Here is a 24,934-nt window from a genome sequence, read left to right as displayed (position 1 = left end):
CACTATTGATGGGGTGTGTATGCGACTTTTTTTGCTGCGCCATGGGCAAACTGAAGCCAATTTGCGCGGTGTTTTTTGCGGTCTGACTGATTTGGCTCTCACCCCGCAGGGGGTGGAACAGGCCGGAGAGGTTGCGGGCTGGTTAGCCAATGTGGATTTCGCGCAGGGTGTCAGTAGCCAACTCCTGCGCGCGCGCCATACCGCCGATATCGTGCTGGCAGGTCATCAAGTTGATGCTCACACTGATAGCCAATTGAATGAAATGCATTTTGGTGAGTGGGAAATGCGCCATCACCATGATTTACAACGTGAAGACCCTGATGCCTGGGCTGCATGGGTGGCAGATTGGCAGCAAGCCAGCCCCACCGGTGGGGAGTCTTTTTCACAATTTTCAGCCCGGGTGGAAGCGGTGGTTCAGCCTCTGCTGTCAACATCGACTCACTTACAACAACAGCCAGATAATAATCAGTTACTGGTTGCTCATCAGGGGGTTTTAAGCCTGATGTTAGCGCGTTTGCTGGCTATGCCTGCGGCGGCTATGTGGCATTTCCATTTTGAACAGGGGGCATACAGCGTGTTGGATATCCATGATGGATTTGTCACGCTGCGTGCGTTTAACAGTCGGGCTGTTTGGCAGCCTGCAACCAGAGATTAAACCCATGCAAACACTTTCATCCGTCTTACGTACCATTGCACCGCTCGATAATCGAGCCATGACCCGCGCCCAACAACGGCTCGATGGCCTGCTTAAACCCCCTGGTAGCTTAGGCCGTCTGGAGCAGTTAGCTGTTCAATTGGCGGGGATGCGCGGTCTGTATGGTCATCAGGTTGATCGTAAACAAGTCATTGTTATGGCGGCGGATCACGGCGTTTATGATGAAGGTGTTGCGGTCTCGCCACGGGTAGTGACGATGGTTCAGGCACTGAATATGGTGAAAGGCATTACTGGGGTTTGTGTGTTGGCGGCCAATGCCGGTGCCGAAGTGAAAATCGTTGATGTCGGGATCGATAGCGACGAGTTACCCGGTGTACTGAATATGAAAGTGGCACGCGGCAGTGGCAATATTGCCCGTGAAGCGGCAATGACCCGTCAACAGGCGGAAGAGCTACTGCTGGCCAGTGCCATGCTCACTCTAAAACAAGCTGCAGATGGGGTGAAAGTCTTCGCCGTGGGCGAGTTGGGTATGGCAAACACCACACCCGCAGCGGCGATGGTCAGTGTCTTTACCGACAGTGACCCGCAACTGGTGGTTGGTATTGGCGCTAATTTCCCCAGTGATCAGTTGCATCACAAAGTGGCGGTGGTACGGCGAGCCATTGAGACCAACCAGCCGGATGGCAGTGACGGTATTGACGTGCTGGCTAAAGTAGGGGGCTTTGATCTGGTAGGCATGACCGGGGTGATGCTTGGTGCCGCGGCTGCTGGGTTACCGGTTATTTTGGATGGTTTTCTCTCTTATGCTTCGGCGTTGGCTGCTTGCCGGATTGCACCAGGCGTGCGTGACTATCTGATTCCTTCTCATTTATCGGCAGAAAAAGGTGCGGTTATTGCACTGAACCACTTGCAACTTGAGCCTTATTTGCAAATGGGCATGAGATTAGGCGAGGGCAGTGGCGCGGCACTTGCCATGCATCTGGTGGATGCCGCCTGCGCGATGTATAACAATATGGGGTCGTTGGCAGAGAGTAATATTGAGTTGCCAGTATCAGGCTCATAATCCCCTTTATCCTTGAAGTTGCAGGGGTGTTAGCCGCACTCACTTGCCCGAATCACTTACTTGAGTAAGTTCATCGGGACTCGCTTGTTTGCTGCCTACCTGCAACTCCAATGATTGTGGGGAACTCCCTTTATCCTTGAAGTTGCAGGGGTGTTAGCTGCTCAAACCTGCAACTTTGACATATATATTGGTTTTTACTCATTGAATTATCAGATGATGTTACTATTAAAATAATAACTCAGGTTAAGCATTAAAATAATTGGATGTCGGGTATGCAAAAGCTTCTTTTCTCCGGGCGCATCAATTTGAAGATGATTCGCTATTTTCTCGTTGTTTCGGAAGAACTGCACTTCGGAAAAGCTGCTGAACGTCTTCATATCTCCCAGCCCCCGCTAAGCTTGCAAATTAAAGAGTTAGAAGATGCCTTAGGATTCCCTTTATTTATCCGGGATAGCCGTAATGTGGTGCTAACCTTAGCTGGCGAAATGATGCAGGCAGAAATGAAAGAGGTTTTCGAGAATATAGAAAACTCATTAAGCCGTGTCTCCTATATTGCGCGTCATGAACAAAGCCACCTTAATATAGGTATTATTGGCTCAGCCCTTTGGCATCAGCTATTAGAGAAGTTCAAGAATTTTAAGGAGCTTAATCCTAATACCACTTGGTCGTTACATGAGTTTCCACCCAGCAAGCAGTATGACTCGTTATTAAATAAGAAGCTTGATATTGGGTTTTGGCGCTGTGCCTCTTTGGAGCAGAATCCCGCGTTGGTGTATAAACGAGTGGAAAAACAACGCGTCGCCGTCGCGGTATCTCATGAAAGCGTGCTGGCTGGCTGTGAGATACTCTCTCTGCAAGAGTTATCTGGCCAGAACCTGATATTCCTCACCTTCGCTAACTCCGGCTACTCTAAAAGTTTATATAATAGCTGCCTGAGTGCGGGTTGTAAGCCGCAGACTATTTATCAATTTGATGAGCCTCAAACCCAATTGGCATTTGTAAACAGTAATCTTGGTATCGCCTTGGTTCCTGAAAGTATGCAGGAAATCCCTTGGCCGAATATAAAGTTTATCCCGCTCAAAGAAGATCTCTCTGCCGATTTATTTGCCGTTTATCATCCCAGTAGCATGACTCAGGCATTAGAGCGCCTGCTCGAGTTATTTTAAATGTGCCGTGCTAGCTAATATCACTTCGCTTTAACCAAAATAGCCATTGCGACAACCACTAACGCCACACCACTGGCTATTTCTTGCCAATTTATGGTCTGCCCTAACATTGCATTAGTCGCAATAACCGACAATGGAATGAGATACACATAGCCCGATACTTTGGTTGGGGATAGCACCATGCAGGCTTTTTGGAACAAGAAGAAGCTCAATGCAGTGGCAAAGGTGGCAAGATAGAAAATACCACTCCAGGTGATTAGGCTGATATTGCGCCATTTAATTTCTGGCAGTTGGTAGGCGACCACGCAGGTCAGTAATAACGTGGCACAAATTAAACTCCAGCCCGTCAACACTAGCGCTTGTTCACCGCGATGCAATTTTTTTACTAGGATAGGATTCAGCGCCATACCTAAGCAACCAAACAGAAAGAGATAATCAGAGGGAATTAGCGACAATTGTAAAAGCTGGGATAAATCACCTTTAAAAATGATTAATAATGCGCCCAAAATACCGATTAATAGTGCAGCGAGCACCAACCAGGTAGATTTTGAGTTCAATAACACCATGCTCATGATCATGCTCATCAACGGCACTGTGGTGTATAACGCGCTCGAATTTAATGCGCTGGTGGTCTGAAGTGAAAATATCATGCAGGCGAAATAGAGCAGAGGTGGCAGGCTAATCAAAGTATAACGGCCTAAGTCGCGATAGTGGGGTAATTTCAGTAGCCCTTGACTGACCAGCAACACCATAAAAAATAGGCTGGCAATCGCATATCTCAACCAGGTGATAACCATGGGTGGCAAGGCATTGCTGATGGTGGCGCTGGCAATAAAAGAACCGCCAAGTAGTGCAGTAAATCCCAGCATCTGCAAATGTGCTTTAAGTATTCTGGTTGTCATGTGCATACCTATTACCATCTTGTGATCAACGATAATTACGTGGAAACACATTCTCAACCATTACATTTTAAGTATGGATGAGCGGGATTTTAGTATTGGTTGTGTAATAACCCACTACATATGATGAGTTATCCCCTTCGTACCCGAGGTCGCGATATAGCTTCAATGATCTTGGGTATAGATTACCGACAACTCTACTGTATTTATTATTTAACAGGTTTATTTAATCGATACTAAATTAAAATAATTAAGGGTTTTATTATGACAATCGTAAATTCAAATATTGATACTGATTTTAGTGAATTACCATTTCAAGCTGTCGAATATATTCAGAAAATAAAGCCCGGATTTAAGCCTCAGATTGCATTCATTTTAGGTTCAGGACTAGGCGACTTGGTCGCGCAAATTAGCAATGAAACCACCATTAGTTATGCAGATATTCCTGGCTTCCCGGTAAGTTCCGTCCATGGTCATGCCGGAGAACTGGTATTAGGTACTCTGTTTGGTGTTCCAGTGATGTGCATGAAAGGCCGTGGTCACTTCTACGAAGGCAAAGGCATGAGTATCATGACCAACCCGGTGCGCACATTCAAGTTGATGGGGTGCGAATTCCTCTTTTGTACCAATGCCGCCGGCTCATTACGCCCAGAAGTTTTACCGGGTTCAGTGGTGATGCTGAAAGATCACATTAACACCATGCCGGGGACGCCACTGGTTGGGCCTAATGATGATCGTTTTGGTCCGCGTTTCTTCAGTTTGGCGAATGCCTATGATAAAGGTCTGCGTGCTGATATGGCCAAAATTGCCCAACAGCTTGATATTCCGCTGACCGAAGGTGTGTTTGTCTCTTATCCTGGTCCTTGCTTTGAAACCCCAGCCGAAATTCGCATGATGCAGATTATTGGCGGTGATGTGGTGGGAATGTCGGTGGTGCCGGAGGTTCTGTCTGCGGCTCATTGTGGTTTAAAAGTGATTGCATTAACTGCAATTACTAACTTGGCTGAAGGCCTTTCTGATGTGGTTCTGTCTCACGAGCAAACCTTAAAATGCGCAAAACTGGCTTCAGTGAATTTCACCAAGCTGATTGAAGCTTTCTTGAAAAGCAAAGCTGCGCATTGATCAAGAGAAAATTATAAAAGTTGTTGTTAGTCCCCTGGTTGCTAACGTGCGAATCGCCAGCAATTAGGGGGCCGCCTCTGAAGAGGGAAGTACCCTACAAACTCCATAAGCAAATATATTCCCTCGACGCGTTTAGTATCACGGAGAATAAAAATGATAATAAAAAAACGGCTTAAAGTGATGTTCTTCCTTCAGTTCTTTATCTGGGGAGCCTGGCTGGTTACGCTGGGAGCTTACATGATGAATACACTGAACTTCACTGGTGCGCAGGTCGGGCTGGTTTATGGGGCCAAAGGTATTGCCTGTATTTTAATGCCAAGTATTGTCGGTATTATTGCTGACCGTTGGGTTAAAGCCAATATTCTCTATGCTTGCTGTCACCTGTTAGGTGCCATTGCATTATTGATTGCAGCCAATATTACCGCCCCAAATATCATGTTCCTTGTCATGCTATTTAATGCGATGGTTTATATGCCGACGATTGCATTAGCCAACACCATTTCTTATATCTGTTTAGAAAAAGCCGGATTGGATACGATTAAAGATTTCCCGGCGGTGCGAGTGTTTGGCACGATTGGTTTTATTTTCGCTATGTGGGCGATCAGTTTGTCCGGGTTCGAATTGAGTAATATTCAACTCTATATTGCTTCAGCTGCGGCACTGGTGTTGGCGATGTACGCATTTTCATTACCCAGTTGCCCGACGTCTAATGTTAAAAAAGACCGTACTTGGGTTAATATGTTAGGGCTTGATGCCTTTGTATTATTTAAACAAAAGAAGATGGCTATTTTCTTCCTGTTTGCCATGTTGCTTGGTGCTTCATTACAGATTAGCCATACTTTCAGCAGTCCATTCCTGCATGATTTTGCAAAAAATCCTATTTATCATGACAGTCTGGTGGTGCAATACCCGTCAATTTTATTGTCGATGGCACAAATTGCAGAAGTGTTTTTCATTCTGACCATTCCTTTCTTCTTATCTCGCTTTGGTATTAGACGCGTCATGATGATCAGCATGATTGCCTGGACGCTGCGCTTCACCTTATTTGCTTATGGTGACCCGTCTGCCACTGGCATCGTTTTATTACTGTTATCAATGGTGGTATACGGTTGTGCCTTTGACTTCTTTAATATTTCTGGCGCAATTTATGTTGAGAAAGAAGTAGATCGAAATATTCGAGGCAGCGCACAGGGCCTGTTTATGACAATGGTAAACGGTGTTGGGGCTTATGTCGGCGCAATAAGTAGCGGGCATGTGGTCGATTTCTTTACTGTCGACGGTGTAAAAGACTGGAACAGTATTTGGCTATCTTTTGCAGCTTATACCGTGGTTCTGGTCATCGTTTTTGTTTTCGTTTTTCAATATAAACATGATCCGGCTGAGCTGAAAGATCGGCAGTTATCACATTGATCCCTCGCTGGGCTGAATGCTTCTGGTCATTCATCCAAGAGACTGGTAGTTGAAAAGACGAAACCGCCCTGAAGGCGGTTTTGTCTTTTTGCATTGGCTTAAGAGAATAATTATTTACTCTTATCCTGCAAGCCACGGGCACTCAGATTGTTATTATCTACCTGTGGTAAACCTGTGGCCGCAGAAGAGGATAACAGCCCGGTCTCAACATAGTTAAACAGCTTCTCACGGGTATCGGTAATATCCAGATTGCGCATGGTTAACTGACCGATACGGTCATCTGGTGAGAAGACAGAATCGCCTTTCTCCATGGTCAGACGCTCTGGTTTATAAGTCAGATTGTCAGAAACAGTATTCAGGATGGAGTAATCATTACCGCGACGCAGTTCCAGTGTCACTTCACCGGTAATCTCGCTGGCAACCCAACGCTGGACTGAATCACGCAGCATCAGTGCTTGTGGATCAAACCAACGGCCTTGATACAGCAAGCGGCCCAGAACCCGGCCATTAGCATGATATTGCTCAATGGTGTCTTCGTTATGAATACCGGTCAGCAGGCGCTCGTAAGCGATGTGCAGTAAGGCCATCCCCGGGGCTTCATAGATGCCGCGGCTCTTGGCTTCAATAATACGGTTTTCGATTTGGTCGCTCATGCCCAGACCGTGACGGCCACCAATGCGGTTGGCTTCCATCATCAGCTCGACGCTGTCATCAAAAACGACGCCATTCAAGGCCACTGGATAACCGCGCTCAAAACGGACAGAAACTTGTTCCGCTTTCACCACGACATTTTCGTCCCAGAATTTCACGCCCATAATCGGGTTAACGATTTTGACGCTAGAGTTCAGGAATTCCAGATCTTTGGCTTCGTGAGTCGCCCCTAACATATTAGAGTCAGTGGAATAGGCTTTCTCGGTCGACATTTTATAATCGAAACCGGATTGAATCATAAATTCAGACATTTCATGACGGCCACCGAGTTCATCGATAAAGTCGGTATCCAGCCAAGGTTTATAAATTTTCAATTCAGCATTGGTCAGCAGGCCGTAACGATAGAAACGTTCTATATCGTTACCTTTATACGTACTGCCATCACCCCAGATATTCACGCCATCTTCTTTCATGGCGGCCACCAACATAGTACCGGTTACGGCGCGGCCCAGTGGGGTAGTGTTGAAGTAGGTGACACCGGCGGTGGTGTTATGGAATGCGCCACATTGAATTGCGGCAATCCCTTCGGCAACCAGCTGTTTACGACAATCAATCAGGCGAGCTTTCTCTGCACCATATTCCATCGCTTTACGCGGAATGGCATCGTAATCTTCTTCGTCAGGTTGACCCAAATTAGCAGTGTAGGCATAAGGAATTGCGCCTTTTTTCTGCATCCACAGCAGTGCTGCGCTGGTGTCTAAACCACCGGAAAAAGCAATACCAACACGCTGATTAATAGGAAGGTGTTTGAGAATAGTTGTCATCAATTAAATCCTGTATGAATTAGGTCTGTCTGGCAAAGGTTTCAATGCCTACATTGATATCGCAAAACCCGAGCCTGGTCAAAGAGATTTTGCATATTTATGTGTGTTTCATTGCATAACTATTTCATTATCATTTCGTCGAAATGATGTTTCATTTAAATTAATTTACCGTTCTGTTATGGTGTTTGCATCAACTTTTTATCACCTATAACCAGCTAAAATTTAAAGTGGTAAATCGCTTTTGTAAATCAGCGCATAGGGATATTTCACCATAGTGGTGGAAAGCGCAGATGTATGCAAATAGACATGGTTTCAGGGACTGTTACGTTGAAAATCTTTCGCGAAAGTGCGTGGTATAAAAAGCGAAAATCCTACCGAGTGTTGTTTTGGCGTGAAATAACACCGCTGGCTATTCCGCTGTTTATTGAAGGACTGTGTGTGTTGCTGATGGGGGTGTTCAGTACCCTGTTGGTGAGTTGGTTGGGTAAAGAGGCGATGGCTGCGGTGGGTTTAGCCGACAGCTTCAATATGCTGATTGCTGCTTTTTTTGCCGCAGTCGCGCTCGGCACCTCGGTGGTAGTGTCATTCAGTTTGGGGCAACGTAAACGCAAGCAGGCGCAAACCGCCGCCCGTGAGTCCATCTCTCTGTTAGTGTTAATTTCACTATTATTGGTGTTGCTGGTGCATTTTTCCGGTGAAACCATTATCAATCTGATGGCCAGTCAGGCGGATCCTGCGGTGAAGGCGATGGCCTTGACCTACCTGCATCTGACGGTCTGGAATTATCCTGCAATGGCGATCGCGCTGGTGGGCTGCGGCGCACTGCGTGGTGCCGGTAATACGCGGCTGCCGATGTTTATCAATATTGGTATGAATATTCTCAATATTGTTATCAGCAGCGTGCTGATTTACGGCCTGTTCAACTGGCAGGGATTGGGCTTTGTTGGCGCGGGGATTGGTATCACACTCTCCCGCTATATTGGGGCATTGGTGGTGATTTTGGTGTTGATTTTTGGCACGAATAATACACTGAGAATCCCCTTTAAAGCCTATTTTATGCCCTTTACCGCAGCCATCATGTTTGAGGTGTTGAGTATTGGTATTCCTGCCAGTGTTGAGTCGGTGATGTTTAGTGTTGGTAAACTGATTACTCAGCGCTTTGTTGCCGGAATGGGGACGGAAGTGATTGCCGGTAACTTTATCGCTTTCTCAATTGTTGGGTTGATTAACTTACCCGGTAATGCACTGGGATATACCTCGACCATTATTATTGGCACTCGCTTGGGGAAAGGGCAGATTTTGCAACCTATCCGCCAGATCAAGCATATATTCTGGTTATCCACCCTTGGGGTCTGCTTTATTGCTTTATTATCAATTCCCAGTGCTGGTTTTCTGGCGTCGCTGTATACCAATGAGCCGGGTGTTATTGATGTTGTGAAGCACTTAATCTGGATTAATGCGCTGTTTATGCCAATTTGGACCGCCGCTTGGGTGCTGCCCTCAGGTTTGAAAGGCGCGAAGGATGCCAGTTACACCATGTGGGTGGCACTGGCCGGAATGTGGGGCTGTCGTATTATCGTCGGTTATATTCTGGGGGTTACTCTGGGGTTCGGTGTCACGGGCGTGTGGATGGGGATGTTCCTCGATTGGATAGTGCGCGGCGTGCTGTTTTACCGACGAATGTCCACCGGCCGCTGGTTGTGGCGTTATCGACCCGCGGCGTAATAGCGCAATATTTTCCGTGCTTATCCGGCGAATGGTACCAAGATTTTCGTCGCCAGATACTGGCCTGCAGAATGAATAAAGGGGGCGGCGACACGGGTAATGCTAAACCCATAAACAATCTGTCGTACTCCACATCTATTGTCCCTATCATTTTCTGATAGCCCCTTAGCAGCGCCCGATGCTGGGGGGAGTAGATGCCAAACAAATCACTTTCTCTGGTTCTCTTTCCCGCCAAAAGCGTCACTCTGCAATAGTTTGAACTTCATCACGAAAACAACAAAACAAAATAAAACCACAAAATGACTGCCTGTGGTTTTTAATTCCTCACTATCTTAATTTTAAAGAATATTAGTTTAACTTTATGAGTTTAGAATTTAATTAGTAGAATTAATTGCTGTCATGTTAGTGGGGCTAATCGATGTCATTATGTTGTTTAATGTTGCTTTGCATGGCTGTTTCTGTGATTGTGAATTGCAGTTAAAAACATAATAACACTTTCTAACATTTCTTATCTTTTGAGGCCCGACATGAAAAATGTAGCAATACTCGGAAGCAGCGGGGGAAATCTGTTCAATCTTGGTGGTGCATACCCCGAAAGGCTGTTACAAGAGATTTATACCCAACTCCATTCTGCCGGTTTAGCTGTCAGCGCCGTACAATTCATTGCCGCGGAAGAGTCCATGGATGTGGCTAAGCCCACAACCGCCGCCGCAGTTTATTCCATCACTGCTGAAGATGATGATAAACCTCGTATCAGCTTTCAGGGGAAACTGTCCGAGGTTAATGATGCGGTAAAATCGTCAGATGCAACCATCGCGGCACAAATTCGTGCTGGTGATATTGATGGCATCATTATCATGAGTGCAGACCCCGACCGCAGTAATAAAGAAGCCATTCTGGCCGCGATAGAAAAGAAAATCCCTATTGTGGGTACCGGCGGTACTTCAATGGCGATTATCACCTCCAAAGGGGCGAATGTGATTGCCACCTCGGGCACCACAGGAACCAATAGCCGCACTCGTGCCATCTCTTTTACTGCCTCATTATGCAAACACTGGCAGATAAAATATACCCCAGTGCTGGGCAGCGGCGATGTCAGTGCACCAGGGAGCGACAAGAGCCTGCTAAAAAGAATCAATATTCGCAGCATCATGATCCCAGCTTTACCCGGCTTTATTGCCATGGCAATTGTGCTGGCATTAAGCCACATCCCCGGGCTGCAATCACTGAATGCAATCTTCGAACTGTTACTGAAAGGGTTGCCGGTGATTGTCGCAGTTATTGCGGCAAAACAGGTTTCTGAGCTGGACGAAGTGTCGATTGTGGCCGGTGTTGTGGCTGGCGTGCTGTCGGTAGAAGGGGGATTAATTGGTGGCATTTTAGGTGGGATAGGGGCCGGTATTATGGTGCGCTATCTGTTTGGGCTGTGCTTGAGATGGCAATTTCCGATGACCACCATCAATATCGTGGCTGGTGGGTTATCCGGCTTATCTTCCGGTTTGGTGATGTATTACCTGCTCAGCCCACTCGCACTGGCCGCAGGTGATTATATTAAATTAGCTATCGAAGCGACTCTGGCTTTTAGCCCAATTTTAGCGGGATTATTGGCAGGTTTGGTTATTTGGCCCGCTATTCTGGGAGGTGTCTATCACGCGGTTATATTGCCTTTGGTCTTGCTGGAAATGGAAAAATCCGGTGTCAGCTTCCTAGGTGCGGTAGATATGGTTGGCCTGGTCATGGTGGCAGCAGGAATTAACCTAGCTAATGTCATCGCTCCACGAGAAAAAAGTGAGGCGGCAGTGGCAGCGCCGGGGCTGTTAATTAACCTGGGCTTTGGGACTTTCGTCGAATCAGCTTATCCCTTCATGTTCTCTAATAAAGTCGTCTTTGCCGGTGCCATATTCTCAGCCGGTGTTGGTGGCATGTTGTTGGGACTATTAAATATTAAAGGTGTGGCTTATGTGCCGGCGTTTGCCTCGCCATTCTTGTCGAATAACGCATTTTATATGGCAGTGGTGATGACCGTAACCTTAGTGTTGACCTGTATTATCACACTGTTAGCCAATAAGTTTGTTGCAATTAAAAAGGCAGTACCCGAATCCACAACACCAGGGATCTCGGCTAAGAGTTAACAATTAAAAAAGCAGTTTTATATAAATCAAGTAGAGGTAAATATGTTCCACGCTGATATGAGTAAGAAACGTTCCGTCGCCATGGATAAAGTACGCAATGCAATTGAGTTACATGGCGGTCAAACTATTCTGAGTACCGGAATAACTGGAGATGATGCTCGCTTAGCGAAGGCAGTATGCGATTCAGGGGTTAAATTATTGGAGCCTAATCACCCAGCATTGGCATTAGCACGCGGCCATAATGGCGTGACTAATATGCATGCCGCAGAGCGTATCCGTCATGAGATAACTATTGGTCAAATGGCTGAGGCGGTGCAGGGGGTGCGCAATGTGGTTGCCGACGATATTTTTATTACTGTCGGAATTGCTGGCGGTTTTACTGAAACTGTCCCTACGCCCGTGACTGAGCAGGATATTTTATTGATAGCTCAATCAGGTGCTGATGGTTTGCATACCCATAAATCCAGCTTTGAGGATTTAAAGGAATTAGTCGATTTGGCCCATAAATATGGCCTGACAGTAGATGCTTATATTGGTCATCCCAGTGATTTACACACCTTCGGTATTGCAGCTGAAACACCGGCAGATGTTGCCGCAGTGGCAAAAAAGATGGAAGCATTGGGTGTCGATATGATTGGTTTAATGACGGGTATGAGTTATGAAGGGGTCACCGCCGGTGATATTCCAGAGGCGATTAAACAGCGGCTTCTGGCACTGGTGGCGGCGGTTTCAGTGCCAACATTAGCTGAAGGCGGTATCAATCTGGAGAATGCGAAGGCATTTAAAGATACCGGGGTAAATATTCTGGTGGTGGGCACCGCCATTGATAATGTTGTTTGTAATGCTGCCAAAGATGTTGTTGCGCAGTTTATTACTCATTAATTGCAGTCAGCAAGCAGGGAGGGAGAATATTTTCTCCCTTTTTTTATTGGAGTAAAATTATGTATAAATTACTGGCCCTTGATCTTGATGGCACCTTACTCAATAAGGAAAATAAAATATCAGCACAGAATATTAGCGCGATAAAGCAGGTTATCAATGGTAATGGTATTGTCGTTCTATGTTCAGCCCGGCCGGTTAATGCCATGATAGCAGTCATTCGCAATACTGAATTAGCGTATCTGATTCGCTATTTTATTTCGTTCAATGGTGCATGGATATATGACCGAGTTGAGGAAAAAGACCTTTGCTTTACGCCGCTCTCCGGCCGTGATGTGAAAGTGATTATCTCGCTATTAGCAGAACATCAATTTCCTCATCACTTTTTTACCCGCAATAATATTATTTCATCATCAAGCCATATCAGTGATTATACAAAATATGAGTCTGAGCTCTTTGATATGGAGATATTGATATCTGATCCTGTCAATATTTCTCAGCGAGATGATATTGTTAAAGTCTCTATTGTTGGCTCAACTGATTTTATTGCTAGTATTGCCGATAAAATAGATCAAAAATTTCATCAGCAATATTCACTCAGTAAGACCAGTAATCATTACTATGAAATAATGAGTCAGAACATCAGTAAAGGCAGTGGGCTGCATTATTTGTGCCAGCACCTAAATATCAATGCTGAATCAGTAGTCAGTATGGGGGATCAGGAGAACGATATCAGCATGTTCCAGTTTTCCGCGCTGGGTATCGCGATGGGAAATGCCAGTGATTTTGTCAAATCTCACGCGGATAGAGTGAGTCTGGATAATAACCAGCATGGCGTGGCTTTTACCATTAATCAGCTCTGGCCATTGTGACTAAATAGCCTTTTGTTTCAGAAAATTATTGAGTAGAATGACACACAAATGCATCGCAGTCGGGCCGCTATTCTTATGAATCAGATCAAACGTAAACAGTTTATTTTGGAAAAGCTGGATAGCCTTGGTGAGGTTTCTGTTATTGGTCTTTCCGAGGAACTGGGTGTGACGTCTGAAACGATCCGCAGAGATCTTTCCTATTTGGAAAAGAGCGGCGAGGTCACTAAAGTCCATGGCGGTGCGATAAAAGTTCAAAATATACAAGAGGGCAGTTTTGCTCAGCGCATGGATTTAAATCGCCAGGAAAAAATGGTGATTGGTCAATATGCCGCCTCATTGGTAACAGAAAACGATACTTTATTTATTGACTCTTGCACCACGACGCTTATTTTTGCGTCATTCTTGCCATTAGTTAAATTCACTGTTTTTACCAACTCCTCATTAATTGCTGACCAAATTAAAAGTAAAAATAATATGGCAATCGTGCATGTTCTGGGCGGTGAATATAACCATACTTATAAAGCTAATTTAGGTATTCAGACAATTGAACAAATGAATGATATTCACACTGACTTCTCCTTTGTGGGGGTGGGTGGGATAGACAGTGACTTTGGTGTGATGGTGAAAAATCTGGATGAAGGGCGCATTGCCAAGAAAATGTTGGCGATGGGGCGGCAGAAAGTCATTCTGTGTGATACCAGTAAATTCGGTCAAAGTGGATTAATGAAAATAAGCAACATCAATGACATTGATATTATTGTCACGGATAAAAAGAAAAACCCGCATAAACAGGCGATTGAAGCCGTCTATGCGGATAAAATTATTTACGCTAATTAATCTTATTTTCTATGGCCGCGTTGATATAAAGAAATCTTCCGCCGAATAGTAAGAAATCGGATTATTTCAACACTTAGCTGAACCCATCGCGGTACGAACTCCCGGCTTGAATCCATGTCGCTGTGCTTGCCAGACAATTGCTAATCCGATAATTAATAATCCCAGTACCGCCCATGGGAAGCTCACCGCCCCGGCGCTTTGTAACAGCAAGCCGCCAGTGATCCCGCCCCCGGCAATAGCCAGATTCCATGCCACCACAATCATTGATTGTGCAACATCAGCATCTTGTTTTGCGGCGTCCGCCGAGGCGGTTTGCAGTAAGGTGGGCGCACCGCCAAAACTTAATCCCCACAGCACCATACAGCTATAAACCGCTGCCGGGGAGTTCCCAACGATAGCTAAAACCAGCGCCGCTACAGCAAACGCAGTGAGGCTGAGTAACACTGCGCCACGCAACCAGCGGTCCACAACCAGACCGGTAAACCCTATGCCGGCGAGTGCACTAATTCCAAATACTAACAATACCTTATCGACCTGATTTCCCAACCCGGCAGGGACGATAAAAGGGGCAATGTAGGTGTAAAGAATATTGTGAGCTAGCATCCACAATACAATGACCAAGAGAATGGGCCGGACACCCGGTGTTGTAAATACTTTGCGCACCGGTTGCTGCTGTTGGGATGATTGCCCCGGGAAATCAGGAACTTTGGCGATGACCCAGATAATCAGCAACAAGGTTAACCCCGACATAATGGCAAATGTACTGCGCCAACTGAGCACCGTGCCCAACCATGCTCCCAGCGGCACCCCCAGCGCCAGTGCTGTTGGGGTTCCCGTCATGGCAATCGCCATAGCGCGCCCTTGTTGGTGTGGCTGCACCATCCGCCGAGCATAACCGGCGATTAGCCCCCAAGCCAGACCTGCTGCGGCTCCGGCCATAAAGCGGGCCAGCAAGGTTAAACTAAACCAAGGGGAAATGGCTGTCAGAGTATTGAATAAGAAAAAGCCAACAATGGCGCTGAGTAATACTTTACGTCGTCCCCAACTGCGCGTCAGGGCAATCAGTGGGATCGCCGCCAGTAAAGAACCCAAGGCATAGAGTGTCACCAATTGGCCCGCCAGTGCTGGCGAGACCGCCAAACCCTGACTAATTTGTGGCAATAATCCGGCGGGCAATGTCTCGGTCATAATAGCAATAAAGCCGGTCATGGCCAGCGCCAGCAGCGCCGCCAGAGGAAAAGGCCGAGCAGCAGCTTCAACACGGATCATTGGGCACCACCGCCGTAAACAGCATCACGTAGGTCATTGACGAATTGCCCAGACATACCTTCATACAAGGTATTGGTTAAGGCGACAACACTGATGCCTTGTTTTCTATCGACAAACCATGAGTGACCATAAGCCCCACCCCAACGCCAAGTGCCTACCGACTCCGGCGAAGCCGCTGCTAGTGGGTCACGCAGCACGGAAAAGCCCAGACCAAAGCCTAGGCCGGGAGAGTCTGGCAACGTCATACCCTCAGTTTGATCTCGGCCCATTTCATCGACCAAATTGGCCGGAAGCAGTGGTGAACCCCCTTGGCGCAGTGTTTCCAGCAAGCGCAACAGATCGCCAGCGCTGCCCACCATTCCGGCGCCACCGGAAGGAAATGCCTGGCGATTGAGTGCACGGGCAGGCGAAAATTGAATACCGACGGTATCGGGGAATACAGCAACCAACTCACCTTCCTGTAGCGGATGTGGGGCAGGGGAATCGCTGACATAAGGGGTGGCTAATCGGTTGATATTAGAGGTGAAAAAAGCGGTATCATTCATCTGCAGCGGCCCAGTGACCAGGCAACGTACCGCTTCGTCCAATGGCTGGTCACAGATTTTTTCAATCACCGCACCTAATACATCAATGGCTAATGAATAAGCCCATGAAGTGCCCGGCGCATAGTAGAGTGGCTCAGCTGCCAGTCGGCGCACATTCTCACTGAGCGTGATGGCGGATTGATCCATGCCATCAGAAATACCTGCGCGAGCATAGGGGCCATTTTCGTCAGCTTCAACAAAGCGATAGCCCAAACCGGCAGTGTGGCTGAGTAATTGCCGCACTGTTATGGTTGTTAATTCCCCAGCGGCTAGCTGAGGTTGAAAATCAGGTAGCCAGCGGCGTATATCACCATCAAGCTCCAGTTTACCTTGTGCGACAAGGGCCATGGCCGCAGTGGATACAATGGGCTTGCTGATAGACGCGAGGCGGAACAACGTGTCGATCATCATGGGTTGCTGAGTTTCGCGGTCAGCCCATCCGGCAGCCCGGCTGAAAGGTATTTCACCATTAACGGCGACCATGACCACCGCGCCGACCAGCCGTTGTTCACTGAGTGCGCTATCAATCACAGTATTTATTCTGGTTGCCAGATCTGCTGGCTGTATAGCGGTTGACGAACTAGCGGACATGGTGATTCCTTAATTTGGATAAATATGATGTAGCTCTAATGGGTAATGCAACAATAGATAACTACGCAATCAGGATAAAGTGGGGTAGATTTCCTGTATTAGCGGACAAAAATATCCGCAATGAGGAGATAAGATGGATAGCTTGAGTAGCCTGACTGTTTTTGTGCAAGTGGCCGAAAGTCGCAGCTTTGTGATCGCAGGGCGTATATTGGGCGTTTCTGCATCGGCGGTGGGCAAGAGCATTGCCCGGCTTGAGACTCGCTTGGGTGTCAGGTTATTTCATCGCAGCACGCGCAGTATCACCTTGACCTCCGAGGGCGCACTTTTTCTAGAACGCAGTCGGCGGATTTTGGCTGAAGTCGAAGCCGCCGAACTTGAAATGTCGCAACTGACTGATAAGCCTCGCGGTAGGTTGCGGGTGAGCTTGCCATTAGTGAGCACATTGCTACTGCCCGTTTTGGCTGATTTTATGCTCGCGTACCCAGATATTGAGCTGGATCTTGATTTTAGCGATCGGATAGTTGATGTCGTGGAGGAGGGGTTTGATGCGGTGGTCCGTACCGGCGAGCTGACAGATTCTCGTTTATCGACGCGCAAATTGGGGCAATCTGTCATGCTGCTGGTAGCCTCTCCCGCCTATCTAGAGCAGCATGGCGAGCCGCTGTACCCCACTGATTTGGCGCATCATATCTGCCTACATTACCGCTTTCCCAATAGTGGCAAATTAGAAACCTGGCCGTTACCCAATGAGTCTGATTTACGGATACCTATTTCAATGGTGTGCAATAACATCGAAACGCGGTTGTGTTTTGCTCTACGGGGGCTGGGTATCGCCTGTCTGCCTGATTTTTCTCTCGGCAGTGCGCTGGCGGATGGCAAGCTGCGGGTGATACTCAATGACGCAGTAAAGCGTAGGGTGGATTTACATGTAGTGTGGCCCTCTGGGCGCTTTATTACCCCCAAATTGCGGGTGTTTATTGATTTCCTCAGTGAGCGGATGTTTGCAGGAAAGCCCCAACGCTAAAAATTTTCTCTGCTGCTTAAGCTGAATTATTAATCATTTCTCACCGATTGCCGATATAGAGAGTAGTGACTCCATCGTGAGAACGAGAAAAGGCAATGGGAAGACGTGGGACGAGAAGATTTCAAGAGTATTGGACTTTTCTGTTCCCGATTGAAAGGGTGAAGCATTAATTGCCATTGAGCAGAATGTTATTCCTTATTTTCCGACTGGCTGATATCGCCTTATTACTGCACATCAATCATTATTTGCACTGGGGAAAGTATGGATAATTTTCAAAAAGAGATTGAGGAGAGAACCAATCTCACCTCGTCAAACAGATTTGAACTGTTGCTGTTCCGTCTGGGGGAATCCCAAGAAGAACAACAATCTGAGTTGTATGGTATTAACGTCTTTAAATTACGCGAAATAGTCCCGATGCCGCCGCTAACCAAGGCTGCGGGCATGGCATCACCAATGATGGGTATGGCGAATATTCGCGGAGAAATCATTCCTGTGATTGACCTTCCGGCCATTGTCGGTTGTGTGCCTAAAACCGGATTAAATATTTTGCTGGTGACGGAATATGCCCGCAGCACTCAAGCATTTGCGGTGGAATCGGTGGATGACATTGTGCGCCTTGAGTGGAGTCAGGTACTGGCAGCTGACGCGGGGGTGAAGAGCCGCAATATCACCAGCATTGCTCGCCTCGACAATGATAAAGCCAGTAACCGGCTGGCACTGGTTTTGGATGTTGAGCAGATTTTATATGACATTATTCCAGCTAACCGCGATGTCAAAATAGACAGCGAGAAGAGCAAAGCGTTTGATCTGAAACCGGGCGCAGTGGCCATTGTGGCCGAAGATTCGAAAGTTGCCCGTTCAATGCTGGAACAAGCAATGAAGATGATGGATATTCCAGCCGTGATGCATATCACCGGCCTAGAGGCTTGGAATAAAATCAGAAAGATAGCGGATGAAGCGAGAGCCGAAGGCCGACCTATTTCGGATAAAATCGCCTTTGTGTTAACCGATTTGGAAATGCCAGAAATGGATGGTTTCACACTCACATTGAATATTAAGCGCGATGAGTTCTTGAAGAATATTCCGGTTATTATTCACTCTTCGTTATCTGGCAGTGCCAATGAAGATCATGTGCGCAAAGTTGGGGCCGATGCGTACGTGGCAAAATTTGAAGCCAACGAATTAGAAGCCGCTATTCACAGTGCGCTGGATGCTAAGAAAGCCATTAATTCGTAGTCGCCTGAGACTTTCCGCAGACCCGTTCCTGAGTGTGACATTGGCAGGAACGGGCTTGCTATGGTGAAGCTAGAAGTTATATTTAACCCCTAACATTACGGCGGTATCACTGTAACCTTTGCCACCTATTTGTTGACTTACATTCCCCCAAACATTCAGCTGCTTATTAATTTGGCCTTCCACCCCGGTTTTCAGTTCGCCAATATTGCGAGCTCCAGCTTGTTTCACGGTAATACCATCCATTTGCGTACCAAAGTCCTTGGTATTGTGGAGCCAGTTAGCCTCAATAAAGGGTTGGAATACTCGGTCTTTGCCTTTATCACTTTCATGGAAACCATTCATAAAGGCTTTCACCCCTAAACGGGTTTGGATATTACCCTCGCCAACACCAGAAACGCGGGTGCCGTTAGCTTCTTGATGGTCATCTGCTTTCACGCCCATCCAGGTGACTTGCGCTTTGGGTTGAATAAAGTAAGTGGCGTTTTTAGCCGGGTTTTCACCGATTTTAAAGGTATATCCGCTCTCGATTGATGCGGTAACCCCTTTGGATTTATACTCTTCGGTATTCAAGTACTGGCCGTCAACACTGTTATTAAACCAGCTGTATTGCGCCCAACTATCTACATATAAACCTGATTTATCGACTTCATTGGCATACAAAGTGCCGTACATGCCCAAACTATAGCCATCGATAGCTGCACGCGCGCTATAGCCGGAAATCCGCGACTCGGTTTTACTCTTACTGTTGCCGTAACCGGCCATCACACCTAAGTGCAGGCGGTCCAAATCATTATGACTCCACTGCGCAATATCGCCGCCCAACTGCACCACATAGCGGTTCGATTGCGTGCCTAACTGATCTTGTGCATCGCGCGAACGGTTGTGGCCCCCTTCACTGCGCAACCACATGCTGGTCACTTTTTGCTCGCCAGTCAGAGCATCGATGTATTGGGTTTCCCCCAGACGGTCATGCAGGCGAGTGACAAACATATTGTTGGCCGCAGCCAGGTTGGCGCTGTAAGAGCTGGCTTCAGGCCGTTCAATCATGACTGATGGGTCTGGGGTTCGCACTCCAATTGGCTCTGGCTCAGGTTCGGGATCTGAGTAAATGGTACTGATCAAATACCAATTGCTGACATTAGCATCTAAGCCGCGCACCAGAGAGTAATCAAATGCGCCGGCAACAATACGACCGTAATTAACAAATACGCCGTCAGAACTGCCGTTAACTCGCACCAACTCAATACCGTTTAAGGTTGCAGCCCCGCTGCCACCGGCATTGAGTACACTCACCCATGTCGTCCCTGAAGTATTGCCGTTTACCACTAATTTATCGGTAGCGGAATTATCATCACCTAATACGGTGTTAAAGATAATTTCTCCGCCATTGGAATGCAGGTCTCCATTAATAGTTAGCAGATTATTCGCCTGTGCGCCGGTAACTTCAGTGGTATGAAATTTGATGAAGCCAGCATTGGTCGTCGTACCAATAGTTTGCTGATAGCCAGCTAAATCTAATATGCCGCCGCTGCTGATGTTGTAGCTTGAATTGGCGCTAAAGGCATTATTAACGCCAGCTTTTAATATGCCGCCGTTATGGACTTCAGTCTGACCAGCATAAGTTTGATGATTACTAAATTGCGTCATGCCATTATCAGCAACGACAGTACCTGTGCCACTCAATAAATGGTCAAATTGGTAATTAGTATCGGTGTGGTTAAATACCACGCGCCCCTCTCCGGCACCAAAACTAATCTGATTGGCATTTATTGTCCCGGTTGCTGTTGCTGCCTGATTTTCAGCTGAGCCGAAATTTAGTGCGCCAGTTGAACCGGCAAGCTCAGCAATTAACAAACTATTACCAACATTCACCACGCCACCATTAGAAACAGTGAGCGCTCCATCGCCAGCACTGCCGACAGTGACATCACCACTGTTATTCCATACGGAACCGACATCACTTACTGCGACTGTGCCGGTATAACCGGCTTTTAACGCAATACGGCCGCGATCATTTTCAACGCTAGCGCCGTCAGAGATAATTAAATGGCCATTAGCCAAATAACCGACAATGGCATCCTGATCCATATGCCATAAAGAGTTGTTGCCTGTAACATAGGCATAGGCATCACCGATATTACTGCCGCCACCTCTGCCGATTACCCCCTGTCCTTGAGCGGCAAAGCCGGTTCCCGGAGTATGTAGTGAATATAATTTAGCGCCGTCTTCAATTCGAATAATGCCGCTTTCGACATTATTAATATCGCCGTAGCTGGTGATGGTTGAACCCGCACCGCTGATAGTGAGGTTTTGTGCCGCACCATTTTTCCCACGGCCAAAATAGACTCCGCCATATAATGTTAACTCGCCGCCATTTTCGACAGTCACATCGGCTGCGCCAGCCAACATAAATATCCCGGCCCAACCGGTATCACCTAACGAACTGTTGCCCAATAGCATGCTTGAGCCCGCGCCGCTGACTAAAACAGAGCCGGAAGAACCCTCTTGTTGAGCCAGAGAAATCCCTCTCGGGGTGACGACGCTCGCGCCATCGAGTACTGAGAGTTTACCGGTTCCGTAGTTACCGATTTGTACGTTGGTCTGATTACTGGCGTGGGAAGCATCAAGATAAACACTGCTCCAGAGCGAGCCGGTACCACTGACAATCACTTCACCATCAGAACCGACTTGATTACCTAAAACTGTCGGTGAGTTAGCGGCATACAAGACTTTGCCGCCATCTTCAATCGTCAGCGTGGCTTTTCCCTGATCGCCAATATATTGTTTAAATCCATTGGCACTGGAGCCGGATAAGGGTTTACCGAGAGTCCATTCATTGCCATTATTAACCGTGATTGAGGCGTCGCTCCCTGAAGAGACCCCCATTGCCAAACTCCAACTTTCGCCGTTTATGTCTAATAACAGATTGCCGTTATCAACCAGAACATTAGTATTACTGTCAGGTAAAGTAGCAAGACTCCAGTTATTCGTATTACTCCATTCGGACGAAAGGGTGCCAAGCCATTCATTAGTGGCAGCATGTACATTAGACACGCCAGTATTTGCTAGAATAGCGATGGAGATCAGTAACGATAATGTATTTCTTACTGGTGATTTTGGCGGAAAACTAAAATAGTGCCTCTGATGTGCCATATTAAAATTCCTTACTGATGTTGATAGATCTATGGCGCAATCAATAAAGTTATTTATTTAGCGTCATTGAATTTAACTAAATGGTAAAATTCATTTTTTTAATTATTTAGTTCTTTATTTTACATATTGGTAACTTTATGTTCGTCTTCCAAGAAACTACTGGTATTACAGGATGAAACTTGAGGTACAGAATAAATAGCAATGTCAGTGCTATGATTTATTTCAGAAAAAGAATATGGCCCATTCAGAATGAAGCCTGAAAGAGCGGCGAAATAGCATGTTTGACGGAATATGAACCTCACTGCTTGACGTTTTGCCATATAAGGTTGCGACCTGGTGTTAAGTTAATATTAATTAATGAAAGTCATTTTTATTTAATGCTTATTGTTTCTAATATGTTATTTGAATGTTTCAATAATAATCATAAAAAGTAACGCTGTGAGTATTAATACTCCCTCATTAATGCAAGTGATTATCATTTTAATTATTAATGTGGCGATTCTGTCTCAAAATACAGGATGAATATAGGGTGGGATATAAGATAAGGAGCCAGATCAATGTAGGATATTTCCTTTATTGGTTGTTATTTGCGCCATTCGTGATAATTGCTAATTCCGCTGAGCTCTATATAAAACCGAGCAAAGTGTAAGGGGGGATAGCATGCTGGGTGCAAGTTGATTGTGCTTGACTTGTTTTGTTCATTTTGTATTTTAAGGACATGCATACATTTCTGATTATCGTCCCCGATGGGGGCATGTTATTTGAAGCGGCGGGAATCGCCGACATCCTGATGCAGGCCAGCCGCTTGGGGTCTACTGATGCTCCACTTTATCAGGTGGCAATCGCCACGACACAATCTCACCGAGTGGTGCATGGGTTGTCAGGGCTCAATCTGTTAGCCGACCATCGCCTCGCCGATCTCGACCCAGAGCAGCCGCGTGACACGATCATGGTCACGGGCAGAGGGGCGACCGATGCAGAAAGTTCGTATATTGCCGATTGGATTCGCCGTGCTGCCCCCCATGCACAGCGTGTTGCATCCGTTTGTGGCGGTGCTTTGGTGTTGGCAGAGGCGGGCTTACTGGATGGGCGGCGGGCGACCACACACTGGCGATTGCTGGATACTTTGCAATCTCGCTTCCCTAAAGTGAAAGTCGAAAGTGGGCCACTTTATGTTCAAGATGGCTCAGTCTGGAGCTCTGGTGGTGTCAGCTCCGGTTTTGACCTCACTCTGGCGCTGGTTGAAGAGGACTACGGTTTTACTCAGGCGCGTGATGTGGCGCAAGACCTGGTGATGTTTCTTCGTCGACCCGGTGGACAGACTCAGTTCAGCCGCTATCCTTTGAATCAGGCCAAAACACTTGGCCCCATTAGCGATCTCCAGTCATGGATTCTTGAAAACCTCGCCTGTGACCTTTCCGTTGAGAAACTTGCAGAACGAGTTGCCATGAGCCCGCGTAACTTTACCCGGGTGTTCACCCGCGAGACGGGTATTTCTCCTGCCAAATTCGTAGAAGATGCTCGCCTGCACATGGCCAGACAGTATCTGGAACAGAGTTCGGAAAGTATTGAGCAAATCGCCACCACCACGGGTTTCGGTAATAGCCTTAACCTACGGCGAGTTTTCGAAAGGAATCTGCAACTCACCCCGACTGAGTATCGTGCCCGTTTTCATTCTCGTAAGTTGGCGTAAATTGATCTATTAATGTCATTTACGCCATTTATTTCTCAGGCTAGATTTAAAGCAGAGCAAATAACTAAGGAGTAGATCATGGTCAAAGTAGGCATCAATGGATTCGGTAGGATCGGACGAAATGTTTTGCGTGCGGCGTTAGGTCGCAATGACTTTGAGGTGGTGGCGATCAACGATTTGACCGACAGCAAAACCTTGGCGCATCTCCTAAAATATGATTCCCTATCAGGAACATTAGCCGCCAGTGTTGAAGCCGGTGAAAACCAATTGCTACTTGATGGCAAGCCTATTCATGTTTTCTCAGAAAGAGACCCAGGCGCGATCCCATGGAAAAGCGTGGGGGTTGACGTGGTCATCGAAGCCACCGGCTTCTTTACCGATAAAGCTAAAGCTGAAGTACACATCACCAAAGGAGGAGCGAAGCGAGTTATTATCTCCGCGCCCGGCAAGAACGACGATATTACCCTCGTGATGGGCGTTAACCACGATAAGTACGATCCCGCCATTCACAAAGTCGTCAGTAACGGCAGCTGCACCACCAACGGCCTGGCTCCTGCAGCTCAGGTTCTTCATCAAGCTTTCGGCATTGAATATGGTCTGATGAATACGACCCATGCCTACACTAATAGTCAGGCTTTACACGACCAACCTGAAAAAGATTTACGCGGTGCTCGAGCTGCGGCGCTCTCGATTGTTCCTTATTCCAGTGGGGCGGCCAAAGCGCTCGGTAAAGTTATCCCAGAATTGGATGGTCGTTTGACCGGTTATTCACTGCGAGTCCCGGTTCCGGTGGTTTCTATCGTGGACTTAACCGTGACGCTGAAACGCGAAGTCACTGCGGATGAAGTGAATGCCGCCTTCCGTAAGGCGGCAGAATCTGGTCCTCTCAAGGGAATTTTGGGTTACAGCGACGAACCTTTGGTGTCGAGCGACTACAAAGGTGACCCTCGGTCATCGATTATTGATGGACTTTCAACTTTAGTGATTGGCGGTAACTTGGTTAAGATCCTGGCATGGTATGACAACGAGTGGGGGTTCTCTAACCGTCTGGTTGATCTTGCGGTACTGATGGAGAAACGCGGGCTATAGTGATTTGAGACGATAAACAGAGCGCTCGCGTTTTTTTGACCGACGTGAGCGCTAAAAGCT

At 47.0% G+C, this 24,934-nt stretch carries 19 protein-coding genes; 14 read left to right on the top strand and 5 right to left on the bottom strand.

Features of this window, described 5'->3' with window-relative positions:
* Positions 1-19 precede the first annotated feature (19 nt).
* From N0H69_RS16970 to N0H69_RS16960, 3 genes are all read left to right on the top strand, one after another.
* The gene (locus N0H69_RS16970; RefSeq protein WP_050151352.1) at positions 20-655 is read left to right on the top strand and encodes an adenosylcobalamin/alpha-ribazole phosphatase; all 636 of its coding nucleotides are present in this window, start codon (positions 20-22) and stop codon (positions 653-655) included.
* A 4-nt stretch (positions 656-659) separates the two neighbouring features.
* Positions 660-1,718: a nicotinate-nucleotide--dimethylbenzimidazole phosphoribosyltransferase gene (cobT, locus tag N0H69_RS16965; RefSeq protein WP_050106879.1), complete on the top strand. Its 1,059-nt coding sequence runs from the start codon at positions 660-662 to the stop codon at positions 1,716-1,718.
* 272 nt (positions 1,719-1,990) lie between these two features.
* Positions 1,991-2,884 (top strand): LysR family transcriptional regulator, encoded by an 894-nt coding sequence (locus N0H69_RS16960; protein ID WP_050151351.1) that lies wholly within the window; start codon positions 1,991-1,993, stop codon positions 2,882-2,884.
* Between the two features lie 20 nt (positions 2,885-2,904).
* On the opposite strand, the gene N0H69_RS16955 is transcribed toward N0H69_RS16960, so the two are convergent.
* Entirely contained in the window at positions 2,905-3,753 is an 849-nt protein-coding gene (locus tag N0H69_RS16955) for a DMT family transporter (protein ID WP_050151387.1), read from the bottom strand.
* Between the two features lie 294 nt (positions 3,754-4,047).
* On the opposite strand from N0H69_RS16955, the gene xapA reads away from it, so the two are divergent.
* Entirely contained in the window at positions 4,048-4,905 is an 858-nt protein-coding gene (gene xapA / locus N0H69_RS16950; RefSeq protein WP_050134640.1) for a xanthosine phosphorylase, read from the top strand.
* 153 nt (positions 4,906-5,058) lie between these two features.
* Positions 5,059-6,315: a nucleoside permease gene (locus N0H69_RS16945; protein ID WP_050151350.1), complete on the top strand. Its 1,257-nt coding sequence runs from the start codon at positions 5,059-5,061 to the stop codon at positions 6,313-6,315.
* Positions 6,316-6,425: 110 nt separating this feature from the next.
* Here N0H69_RS16945 and argG read toward each other — a convergent pair whose 3' ends face one another.
* Positions 6,426-7,790 (bottom strand): argininosuccinate synthase, encoded by a 1,365-nt coding sequence (gene argG / locus N0H69_RS16940; protein WP_050106774.1) that lies wholly within the window; start codon positions 7,788-7,790, stop codon positions 6,426-6,428.
* Between the two features lie 327 nt (positions 7,791-8,117).
* On the opposite strand from argG, the gene N0H69_RS16935 reads away from it, so the two are divergent.
* The 5 genes from N0H69_RS16935 to N0H69_RS16915 all read left to right on the top strand — a co-directional run bounded on the left by N0H69_RS16935 (position 8,118) and on the right by N0H69_RS16915 (position 14,235).
* Positions 8,118-9,515 (top strand): EmmdR/YeeO family multidrug/toxin efflux MATE transporter, encoded by a 1,398-nt coding sequence (locus N0H69_RS16935; protein WP_050151386.1) that lies wholly within the window; start codon positions 8,118-8,120, stop codon positions 9,513-9,515.
* Positions 9,516-10,042: 527 nt separating this feature from the next.
* Positions 10,043-11,647, top strand: coding sequence for a hypothetical protein (locus tag N0H69_RS16930; protein WP_050151349.1), 1,605 nt, complete (start codon positions 10,043-10,045; stop codon positions 11,645-11,647).
* A gap of 42 nt (positions 11,648-11,689) precedes the next feature.
* Positions 11,690-12,529, top strand: coding sequence for a beta/alpha barrel domain-containing protein (locus N0H69_RS16925; RefSeq protein ID WP_050106772.1), 840 nt, complete (start codon positions 11,690-11,692; stop codon positions 12,527-12,529).
* 59 nt (positions 12,530-12,588) lie between these two features.
* On the top strand, positions 12,589-13,398 hold the full coding sequence (locus N0H69_RS16920) for a Cof-type HAD-IIB family hydrolase (protein WP_050106771.1): 810 nt from the start codon (positions 12,589-12,591) through the stop codon (positions 13,396-13,398).
* 75 nt (positions 13,399-13,473) lie between these two features.
* Positions 13,474-14,235 carry a DeoR/GlpR family DNA-binding transcription regulator gene (locus tag N0H69_RS16915; RefSeq protein WP_050106876.1) on the top strand — a complete coding sequence of 254 codons (762 nt, stop codon included), beginning with the start codon at positions 13,474-13,476 and terminating at the stop codon, positions 14,233-14,235.
* A gap of 66 nt (positions 14,236-14,301) precedes the next feature.
* On the opposite strand, the gene N0H69_RS16910 is transcribed toward N0H69_RS16915, so the two are convergent.
* Positions 14,302-15,504, bottom strand: a complete 1,203-nt coding sequence (locus tag N0H69_RS16910; RefSeq protein ID WP_050122237.1) for an MFS transporter — start codon at positions 15,502-15,504, stop codon at positions 14,302-14,304.
* Positions 15,501-16,679 carry a serine hydrolase domain-containing protein gene (locus N0H69_RS16905; protein WP_050151348.1) on the bottom strand — a complete coding sequence of 393 codons (1,179 nt, stop codon included), beginning with the start codon at positions 16,677-16,679 and terminating at the stop codon, positions 15,501-15,503. Before N0H69_RS16905 ends, N0H69_RS16910 begins: the two co-directional genes overlap by 4 nt.
* Before the next feature lie 133 nt (positions 16,680-16,812).
* Between N0H69_RS16905 and N0H69_RS16900 the strand changes: the two genes are divergently transcribed.
* The gene (locus N0H69_RS16900) at positions 16,813-17,703 is read left to right on the top strand and encodes a LysR family transcriptional regulator (RefSeq protein ID WP_050106768.1); all 891 of its coding nucleotides are present in this window, start codon (positions 16,813-16,815) and stop codon (positions 17,701-17,703) included.
* A gap of 261 nt (positions 17,704-17,964) precedes the next feature.
* Positions 17,965-18,939 carry a chemotaxis protein gene (locus N0H69_RS16895; protein WP_050106767.1) on the top strand — a complete coding sequence of 325 codons (975 nt, stop codon included), beginning with the start codon at positions 17,965-17,967 and terminating at the stop codon, positions 18,937-18,939.
* Between the two features lie 69 nt (positions 18,940-19,008).
* Here N0H69_RS16895 and N0H69_RS16890 read toward each other — a convergent pair whose 3' ends face one another.
* Positions 19,009-22,092, bottom strand: coding sequence for an autotransporter outer membrane beta-barrel domain-containing protein (locus N0H69_RS16890; protein ID WP_050151347.1), 3,084 nt, complete (start codon positions 22,090-22,092; stop codon positions 19,009-19,011).
* 718 nt (positions 22,093-22,810) lie between these two features.
* On the opposite strand from N0H69_RS16890, the gene N0H69_RS16885 reads away from it, so the two are divergent.
* Positions 22,811-23,785 carry a GlxA family transcriptional regulator gene (locus N0H69_RS16885; RefSeq protein ID WP_050151346.1) on the top strand — a complete coding sequence of 325 codons (975 nt, stop codon included), beginning with the start codon at positions 22,811-22,813 and terminating at the stop codon, positions 23,783-23,785.
* Positions 23,786-23,863: 78 nt separating this feature from the next.
* A complete protein-coding gene (gap, locus tag N0H69_RS16880) occupies positions 23,864-24,874 on the top strand; it encodes a type I glyceraldehyde-3-phosphate dehydrogenase (protein ID WP_050106764.1) in 1,011 nt (336 codons plus the stop codon).
* Positions 24,875-24,934 lie beyond the last annotated feature (60 nt).

This window comes from Yersinia alsatica (genome assembly GCF_025133195.1).
In the GTDB taxonomy this organism is placed as follows: Bacteria; Pseudomonadota; Gammaproteobacteria; order Enterobacterales; family Enterobacteriaceae; genus Yersinia; species Yersinia alsatica.
Note: the sequence above shows the minus strand (reverse complement) of the source record. Positions and strands in the feature narration are given on the sequence as shown.